General features: G+C 44.7%; 6 protein-coding genes. 3 read left to right on the top strand and 3 right to left on the bottom strand.

All coding sequences use genetic code 11. The annotated features are described in order from the left end of the window. The first annotated feature begins 235 nt into the window (after positions 1-235). Both QUA47_RS29200 and QUA47_RS29195 read left to right on the top strand, forming a co-directional pair. Entirely contained in the window at positions 236-490 is a 255-nt protein-coding gene (locus QUA47_RS29200) for a hypothetical protein (protein WP_333433367.1), read from the top strand. An 80-nt stretch (positions 491-570) separates the two neighbouring features. Then, complete coding sequence (locus QUA47_RS29195; protein ID WP_333433366.1) at positions 571-1,950, top strand: class I SAM-dependent methyltransferase; 1,380 nt, start codon at positions 571-573, stop codon at positions 1,948-1,950. A 17-nt stretch (positions 1,951-1,967) separates the two neighbouring features. Here QUA47_RS29195 and QUA47_RS29190 read toward each other — a convergent pair whose 3' ends face one another. Both QUA47_RS29190 and QUA47_RS29185 read right to left on the bottom strand, forming a co-directional pair. Next, the gene (locus QUA47_RS29190) at positions 1,968-3,233 is read right to left on the bottom strand and encodes an ABC transporter permease (protein ID WP_333433365.1); all 1,266 of its coding nucleotides are present in this window, start codon (positions 3,231-3,233) and stop codon (positions 1,968-1,970) included. Positions 3,234-3,370: 137 nt separating this feature from the next. After that, positions 3,371-5,191, bottom strand: coding sequence for an efflux RND transporter periplasmic adaptor subunit (locus QUA47_RS29185; RefSeq protein WP_333433364.1), 1,821 nt, complete (start codon positions 5,189-5,191; stop codon positions 3,371-3,373). Positions 5,192-5,622: 431 nt separating this feature from the next. Here QUA47_RS29185 and QUA47_RS29180 point away from each other — a divergent pair, with 431 nt between their 5' ends. Continuing rightward, a complete protein-coding gene (locus QUA47_RS29180; RefSeq protein WP_333433363.1) occupies positions 5,623-6,489 on the top strand; it encodes an alpha-1,2-fucosyltransferase in 867 nt (288 codons plus the stop codon). Positions 6,490-6,630: 141 nt separating this feature from the next. On the opposite strand, the gene ltrA is transcribed toward QUA47_RS29180, so the two are convergent. Beyond that, the gene (gene ltrA / locus QUA47_RS29175) at positions 6,631-8,343 is read right to left on the bottom strand and encodes a group II intron reverse transcriptase/maturase (RefSeq protein ID WP_333433362.1); all 1,713 of its coding nucleotides are present in this window, start codon (positions 8,341-8,343) and stop codon (positions 6,631-6,633) included. Positions 8,344-8,760: the final 417 nt, after the last annotated feature.

Here is an 8,760-nt window from a genome sequence, read left to right as displayed (position 1 = left end):
GGTACTGGAATAATAATGAATCCTCCTGTATTTATTGTTTTAAGCACTGCCTAGCCCTTAACTGAACCGTATTGCGTCATGTCCTTTCAAATCTGCACGGCAAAAGATTTTTGGGCTGGGATATTCACTGATTATCTTTGTTTACGAAAAGACAGACAACAGTACGATCCGAACTGCAACGCTGAATATTTTGCATACAATTTACGTGAGTGCGGAAAGAACAGCAGATTTTCAAATGACCCGTGGAATCCGTAATATTTTAGACAATGAAGGCAATAAAGATGATTTGCTTGCTTTCATGTTTGACAAAAATTTACCTGTTGACGAAATTGAAGCAGGTAACATTGCAGACGAAATACTGAGAAAGCCACCACTGCAAGGTTTTTTGACGATTTCTAATGCGTTGCAATGGCGACTTCAGTATGGAAGAGTCATTGAACGTGCTGGACAACAGGAAGGGGTTATCGCAGTTTATCAATCTAACCGATGAGTTCCAACGATCGCAAAACCAAACTAGAATATGGGGATTTTCAGACACCGCTGGAATTAGCCGAGATGGTGTGTCGGAAATTGATAGAACTTGATGTTAACCCCAAAGTCATCATTGAGCCAACTTGCGGGATAGGTAATTTCATTAAAGCTGCTGCAAATTCGTTTCCATCCGCCAGCAAGATTATCGGGGTTGAAATCAATCAAAGTTATTTAAGGGAATTAAGAGCTAAGCATGAATTGTTACAGGATGAAAGATGTGAGGTTAAGCACGGAGATTTTTTTGAGTTTGACTGGACATCATTAATCAACGACTTTAATCATAGGGTGCTGGTACTTGGCAACTTTCCTTGGGTAACCAACTCACAACAAGGAACTATTGGCAGTGAAAACTTGCCTAAAAAAAGTAATTTTCAAAAGCACACTGGCTTAGATGCACTAACAGGTAAAAGTAACTTCGATATCTCAGAATGGATGCTGATCCATGCGCTCCAATGGTTGCAAAATCGTGACGCCACTCTGGCAATGCTTTGCAAGACTTCCGTGGCCAGAAAGTTATTGAGTTACATTCATTCAAAAAAACTTAATCTCGCTAACTGTGCAACTTACACAATAGATGCTAAAAAGTATTTTGGTGCAAATGTGGATGCGTGTTTGTTATACTGCAAGTTTGACTTAAGTTCACAAAACTACTTCTGCGATGTATTTAGCAGTTTAGAAAGTTCTGACGGTCATCGAATCGGATATCACAACAATCTCCTGGTTAAAGATATAGATTCTTTCAATAAATTGAGTAATTTATATGCTGTAAATTCAGGAACCAAATGGCGATCGGGCGTCAAACATGACTGCTCGAATGTGATGGAGTTTCGGAAAATTGATAATTTGTTTGTCAATGGATTTGGGGAAGCTGTCGAGCTTGAGGAAACTTATCTATTTCCGCTACTTAAAGGATCGGATGTCGCTCAAAATCGCATAAACGCCACAAACCGCTATATTTTAGTAACTCAAAAATTTATTGGCGAGTCAACCGAACCTATCAGCCAGATAGCTCCTAAAACCTGGCGCTATCTGGAGGAGTGCGGACAATATCTAGACAATCGCAAAAGCAAGATTTATCAGCACAATCCTCGGTTTTCTATTTTTGGGGTTGGCGATTATAGCTTCAAATTTTGGAAGATTGCAATTTGCGGGCTTTATAAAAAATTGGATTTTATGTTAATCGGTGAAATAGCTAATAAACCTGCGATTTTTGATGATACTGTTTACTTTCTCAGCTTTGACAGCGAGAGAGTTGCACGTAAAACTTTTGAGCTTTTGAATTCATCGCCAGCAATTAACTTTTATTCATCGATGGTATTTTGGGATGAAAAGCGCCCGATCAAATCCAGCATTTTAAATTGTCTTAATCTAACCTTGCTGGCAGATTTGGAATATTTAACTGCAGATGCACGCAGATAAACGCGGATGAGTACACTTCAATCATTCCGCAAGGCTGCGATCGGATCTAAGCGAGCCGCATTCCGAGCCGGCAATACTCCAGCTAACAACCCGACGGTAAAAGACAGCCCAAAACCTGCTGCGATCGACCATACAGAAACCACAAACGGAAATTTGAATGCTGTCGAGGCCCCAAAGGCGATCGCAATTCCCAACCCAATACCCGCCGTTCCCCCCACCGTGGAAACTAAAATAGATTCCGCCATAAATTGAATGAGAATTGCTGCATTAGTAGCACCTACCGCTTTGCGAATCCCGATTTCCTTAGTGCGTTCCACAACAGACACCAACATAATATTAGCAATACCGATGCCGCCAACCACCAAAGAAATTCCGGCGATCGCTCCGATCATAACCGTAAATAAACCTATGACATTGCTAAAAGTATTAACAATTTCAGCTTGATTTACAACTCTAAAATCATCCGGTTGTGGCGGATAAATATTGTGGCGCAAGCGCATGATATTTTCCACTTGAAATTGAGCATCCGCTAAATCGGCTTCGCCCGCAGTTTCCAACCAAAAACCCGATATCGCAATCCCTGCTAAAGAATTTCTCCCCACAATCCGCGAAGACATATTTTTGAGGGGAATATACACTCGATCGTCCTGATCTGTTCCCCCTACAGACCCCTTGCTTTCCATCACTCCAATGACCTTGTAGCGGTTTCCCTGAATGCGAATATCGGAGGAGAGCGCATTAGCTCCGGCTCCAAAAAGTTCGTCCCGCACCTTAGAACCGAGGACAACTACAGGCTCAGCAGCATTCAATTCATCCTCGTTAAAAAACCGTCCTTCTTGGGGTTGAATGTTCTTCACATCTGGATAGTTTAAATCCGTTCCCAAAATAGCAGTAAATGAATTTTGTCCGCCATAAACTACTTGCACTTGGCGCTGCAAATAAGCCGAAATCGCCTTAACTGCAGGAGCTTGTTTGCCGATCGCCTTAGCGTCATCCCAAGTAAGGGTAGTAGCAGAACCGCTTCCCTGACTGACACCGCCCGATCGCGAAGCGCCGGATAAAACCAACAGCACATTTGTACCCAAAGCCTTTAACTGTTCTTCAGTTGATTTTTGTACTCCCTGTCCCACCGAAGTAATGGCAATTACCGAAGATATCCCAATAATTACGCCCAGCATAGTTAAACTGGTACGCAACTTATTATTCCACAGCGCCTCTGTCGCCATGAACGCGATTTGAACGTTAGAGATTTTGTTTGTGCGGGGGCGAGTCTGTAATTTCATGTTATTATTGATTAGGCATTGGGTATTGGGCAGTGAGCCGAAAAGCATAGGCAATTAAAACCTTATTCCTTATTCCTTCTTCCTTTTCCTCCTTCGCGCCCTTCGCGCCTTCGCGGTTCAATAAAAAAATCCAAACCCTAACGCAAGCGCGTTCCCCCACCCGGTTGCAAACCCGGAATCCCGCCCGACGATGGATTTTGGGATCTAGGCCGCAATCCGGGGGGTAAACTAAGCAGCACTTTTTCCTTTCCTTTCAAACCCGATCGCACTTCCGTCTTGTCATCCACCGTCATACCAGTCTTAATCGGCATAAAAGCAGGTTTACCATCTTCTCCACCCGCAACAAAAACCCCCGTTTCCCTTTGTTGGCGGACAATTGCCGCAGTCGGAACTACCAAAACATTTTTGAGTTCACCAGCCTTAAACTCCACATTCACATTCATGCCCGATCGCAGCATTTGTTTATCATCATTAATAATTGCCGCTTTTACCTCAAAACTTGTCACATTTTGCTGGACGATCGACTGAGGCGAAATTTGAGTGATTTTACCTGCAAAAGTCTTTCCCGCAAAAGCATCGGCTTGAATAGACGCAGCCTGGCCGATCTTAATCTCAGAAATATTAGTTTCTGCTACGTTTGCTACTAATTGATTTTTTGAAGCTAAGGACAAAATCGAAGAAGAAGTCGCCGAAGAAACCGCACTACCTGCAGTCGTGGGAGTCACAAAAGCGCCCGGATCGGCGTACTTGCGGGTGACAGTGCCGGTGAAAGGAGCCCGCAGCACAGTGTCGTCGATCAGCGCTTGAACGCTTTGCAGGCTGCCTCTAGCGGCGAGAACTTGAGCGCGGGCTTGGGCGATGTCTTCGGGGCGAGAACCAGCTTCTAGCAGCGCCAAAGCTTGCTGTTTTTGCTCGACGGCGGCCTGCCCTGCTGCGATGTCTTCCGGGCGTGCGCCCGATCGCGCCAGGGCCAAAGCTTGCCGTTTTTGCTCTACAGCAGCCCGCGCCGAAGCGATTTCTTCGGGGCGTGCGCCCGATCGCGCCAGGGTCAAAGCTTGCCGTTTTTGCTCCACAGCAGCCCGCGCCGAAGCGATTTCTTCGGGGCGAGTACCCGCTTGCAGTAAAGCTACAGCTTGTTCAGCTTGCCTGACTTGCGTTTGAGCTCGATCGCGCGCGGTGCGGGAGTTGTTCACAACTTGCAAAGCAAGGGCTCCGGCATTATAGAGTTCCTGATTTCTCTGAAAGTCTTCCTCAGCTTGGTTTTTGGCGTATTCGGCATCTCTGAGTTTGGCGATCGCTTGGGCGATGTCTTCAGGCCGATTGCCCTTAAGCAATTTTTGTAAATTTGCTTCTTGTTCAGCTAGTTGTGCCTCAGCTACGGCAATATCTTGGGTTCGATTGCCGTTGAGCAATTTTTGTAACGTTGCCTGTTGTTCAGCTAACGCTGCCTCAGCTACAGCAATGTCTTGGGTGCGATTGCCGTTGAGCAATTTTTCCAGACTTGCCTGTTGTTCTGCTAACACTGCCTTAGCCACAGCAATGTCCTGGGTTCGAGTGCCGTTGACCAATTTTTCCAGGTTTGCTTCTGCGGCTGCGAGTTGTCCGCGAGTTTGGGTAAGTTGCCCTTGGAGGTTGGAGTCGTCCATGTAGGCGAGAATCTGCCCTTTTTCAACCTTATCTCCTTCCTTGACAAGCAAACTTTTGAGCATTCCTGAAGTTTTGGGGCTGACGTTAACGGAACGTTCGGGCACTATTGTGCCGTTTGCCGAAATAGTAATCGGCAGGTTCACCCTTTCGACAGCAACGGTTTTTTCCTTGCGTCTGGTTTCGCGGTTGGATTTGACTGTTAGTTGGCTGTAAGCTGTGTAGCCTACTCCTGCCAGCAGGGAAGCGGCCAGGAGTCCGCTAAGCCAGGGAGTCAGCTCTTTTTTAATCTGAAAGTGCTTTACTAAGTACATATAAATTAGACCTGATGGGTCTGTCTTGAATTTAGACCGATCGGGAACAGAAAAGGTTCAAGAGAAGTCTGATTATGTTTTTTCGGTTGTAGCGCAGGTATTTTCGGATAATTTTGAATAATTAAGTACATCAGCTACGATTAATTAGGATGCACTACTGGTTCAAGAAGGTGTGAAATATCGTACTTTCCCAACCATCAATATCGGATTACTTGCCCTAGGTTGACGCAGCAGTGTAGAATCATCTGTAGGAGCCAGCCAGCTAACACTGCCAGGACTAAGACCCCAAAAAACTGCTCTGTTAAAGTCTCATGACCGTTAACTGTAACTTTGTTTGGCATGGGTATAACACGCTCTTGGCTTCCTTTCATCCATCAAACAATGATTTAGGTTGGCTAGAAGCTGTCTTAAACCATAGGAGTTAAATTATAATGATTTCTTTCTCTAAGCTCGGGAACTACGGAAGACTCGGTAATCAATTATTTCAATACGCATTCCTTAGAATAACAGCACGGCGTTTGGGAACCCAATTTTTTTGCCCTAAGTGGGATGGAGATGATATCTTCAACCTTGATGACGAAGGTGAGCGTGCTAGGGAACCCTCCGGGATTATTCATCATTTCGACCCCCATCCTAAGGCTGGCTTTACATCCGAAGCACTTTCCATTGGTGACCACACTGAAATTCAAGGGTTCTTTCAATCGGAAAAATATTACTCAGACAAGCGACTTGTACGTCAGTGGTACACCTTCAATAACGAGATTGTCACTGAGGTCGAAAAACTCTACGGCGACATTTTGCAAAGGGATTGTGTAAGCTTTTCGCTCCGCCTCGATACCGACTATGGCAGTACCCGAGAATATTTCCCCCTTTACCCGCTTTCTTTTTACAAGAAGTCCTTAAGTGTGATAAACCCCCAAGGTTCCATTCTTGTATTCTCCGATCGTCCCGATTTAGCCAGAGAATTTCTTCGTCCCCTTCAAGGGCATGAATTTATCTTTGTAGATAACCTGAATGGTCCTCAGCAGCTTTATTTAATGACCCGATGTCGAGCTAATGCTATTACTAATTCAACGTTTTCCTGGTGGGGCGCTTGGTTGAACGCACACCCCGGGAAGATAGTAGTAGCTCCGACAGCGTGGTGCCGCCCAGGGGTGCCAAACCCGGTTGAAGATATTCTATGCGATGATTGGGTCAAGCTTTCAGGCACTCATCCCATCTTAGATCACTTTCAAGTATGGAGGCTCAGACACCCCGTCGCGACAGTCAACCGGCTCTTGAGTAGTGTCCAAAAATAGATACTAATACTTGACCAGGAGTTAGAGTCGATTAGGGAGTTACCCCCCTAACCTCTCCTTCAGAACCGTGCGTGAGACTTTCACCTCACACGGCTCCTTGATAATTCCATCCTTGTTATGGATACGATTTAAGACCAACTATCAGGTTTTAACACTTTCTTTAGAGCGCATTGACCCGTCTGTTGTTGTCTTTGTGTCGTGGCAGTGTTTGTGTAGAAGCTGTAGGTTGTTATAGGTGTCTTTTCCACCTAACGATGTCGGTTTAATGTGGTCAACTTCTACAATGTCTGTACTGGTGAAGTACAAACCACAGTGAGGACAAATACCCTTTTGACGCTTGATTAAAGATGCAACCCTGTTAGGAGTTTCTGGGTATTCACCTCTACGCTTGCTCCAATAAGTCCAGTTTCCATCAAACGGACTAGCAACACCCTTTACTTTGATATGCCTTACGATTGGCGTATCTGAGTGCAGTGTTAGTTTTATTCCGTTCTCGGTACTAAAACACCAATTGCGGTCGCCTACTGTTCGCCAGTATTTATCCTTATTGATGTTCCCTTTTCCCCTCCTTCTTGCCCAAGCTCTTAATTTATCGTAGACTAAATGGTCAACCTTTGAGAAGGTTCCCTTACTTACAACTGTCGAATAATAGTTTGACCATCCCCTAATGATTGGGTTCAGCTTGCTAATTAGGGCAGCTTGAGGGGCGGTTTTATGGGTATCTATTACTTCGGCAATCTTGGCTAGATGAGTTTTTACTTTGGCTTTTGAAGGGGTGATTAATGTATTAAAACCTAGTAGTGTTCCATTTGAACCGTTGGCGCATCTGTATGCCCCTGCTTTGTGTTGTTGTACATGGAAACCTAAGAACTCAAACCCAACATTTCCATCAATCTCAATGAGGGTGTGGGTTAATTTTGTTTTACTTGGCTTTAACTCCAATCCCATGTCACTCAACCATTCTGCGATTATCTCCTGGCATTTCTTAACCACGTTCAAATCCTCATGGATAATCACGAAGTCATCAGCGTAACGGATTAGGCTGAGGGCTGGGCGATTGATCGCTTTTTGTCCTTTTAGTGTTTCCGCGTACTGCTTTACTCTTTCTTCCATACCGTGTAAGGCAATGTTCGCAAGTAGGGGAGAAATTACCCCGCCTTGTGGTGTACCTTCGTTAGTAGGGAATAATTCGTTTCCTACACAGTACCCTGCTTTTAGCCACGTCTTTAATTGGCGGCTTAGAGTGGGGTATGTGTGTATTTTGGATAGTAACGCTTTGTGGTCTATACGGTCAAAGCATTTGGCAATATCAGCGTCAAGCACATATTTGGCTTTTTGTCTGATACTGAGATATATTGCTCCTATCGCATCGTGACATGAGCGCCCTGGTCGAAAACCGTAAGAGTTTGGCTCAAACTTTGCCTCCCATTCCGGCTCTAACGCTAGCTTGACTAACGCTTGCAAAGCGCGGTCGTTAATTGTGGGGATTCCTAATGGTCTAGTTTCAGTCGTTCCGGGCTTAGGTATATTAACCCTACGAGTGGGTTTAGCCTTTCCGGTTAACTTTAACTTGCCTACCAGGTTCATACGATGTTTTGGGGTTAGTGTTTTTACACCATCCACACCTGCCGTATTTTTACCTTGGTTATCTTGTGTCACCCTACGTACCGCAATACACTTTGCAGACCAAGACCTAATCAGGGTCTTCTGAAGTTTGCGAACTGCTTTAACATCACCACGTTCACTCGCTTGGAATATGCGTTTTTGCAACTTAAAAGTTACCTTTTCTAGCTGGCGCCAGTTAAGGTCTTTCCATTCCACCGTCTGATTGTTCAGCGTATTAGATATATTCATTGCTACTTGTTCTATTCCTTTGAAATTACCGTGTATCTGTCAGCATATCCACATCATTAAAGTGAGGCATTCGCTTTCTGATACAATCCCTCCCCTAGCCATCATTCGTTAGCTACTTACTGGTTATCGACCTGACCAGAGATAATTAGGGGTTACTTCGTTCCGATTACATATTTGATTGAGTCTTTAGCGTGATACTTTCCACCGGGTTTCTGGGCGGTGCTTATAAGTCGGTGGTTCAACCGCTTATGCCCTATCCTTGCCATTTGGCTTGGTGTTAATCAGCTTTTACCGTATTTTTAAACGGGTTTATGCCTTGTTTCAGTCAGTTACACCATTCGGTAGTGCCCTGAAGGAAAGGCTCAAGATGATAAAACAAAACCGAATTAAAAAAAAAGTAGGTATCTAGAGTTGTAA

Origin of the sequence: Microcoleus sp. MON2_D5 (genome assembly GCF_036701905.1) — a bacterium.
Classification (GTDB): Bacteria; Cyanobacteriota; Cyanobacteriia; order Cyanobacteriales; family Microcoleaceae; genus Microcoleus.
This window is presented reverse-complemented; position numbering and strand designations above follow the sequence as displayed.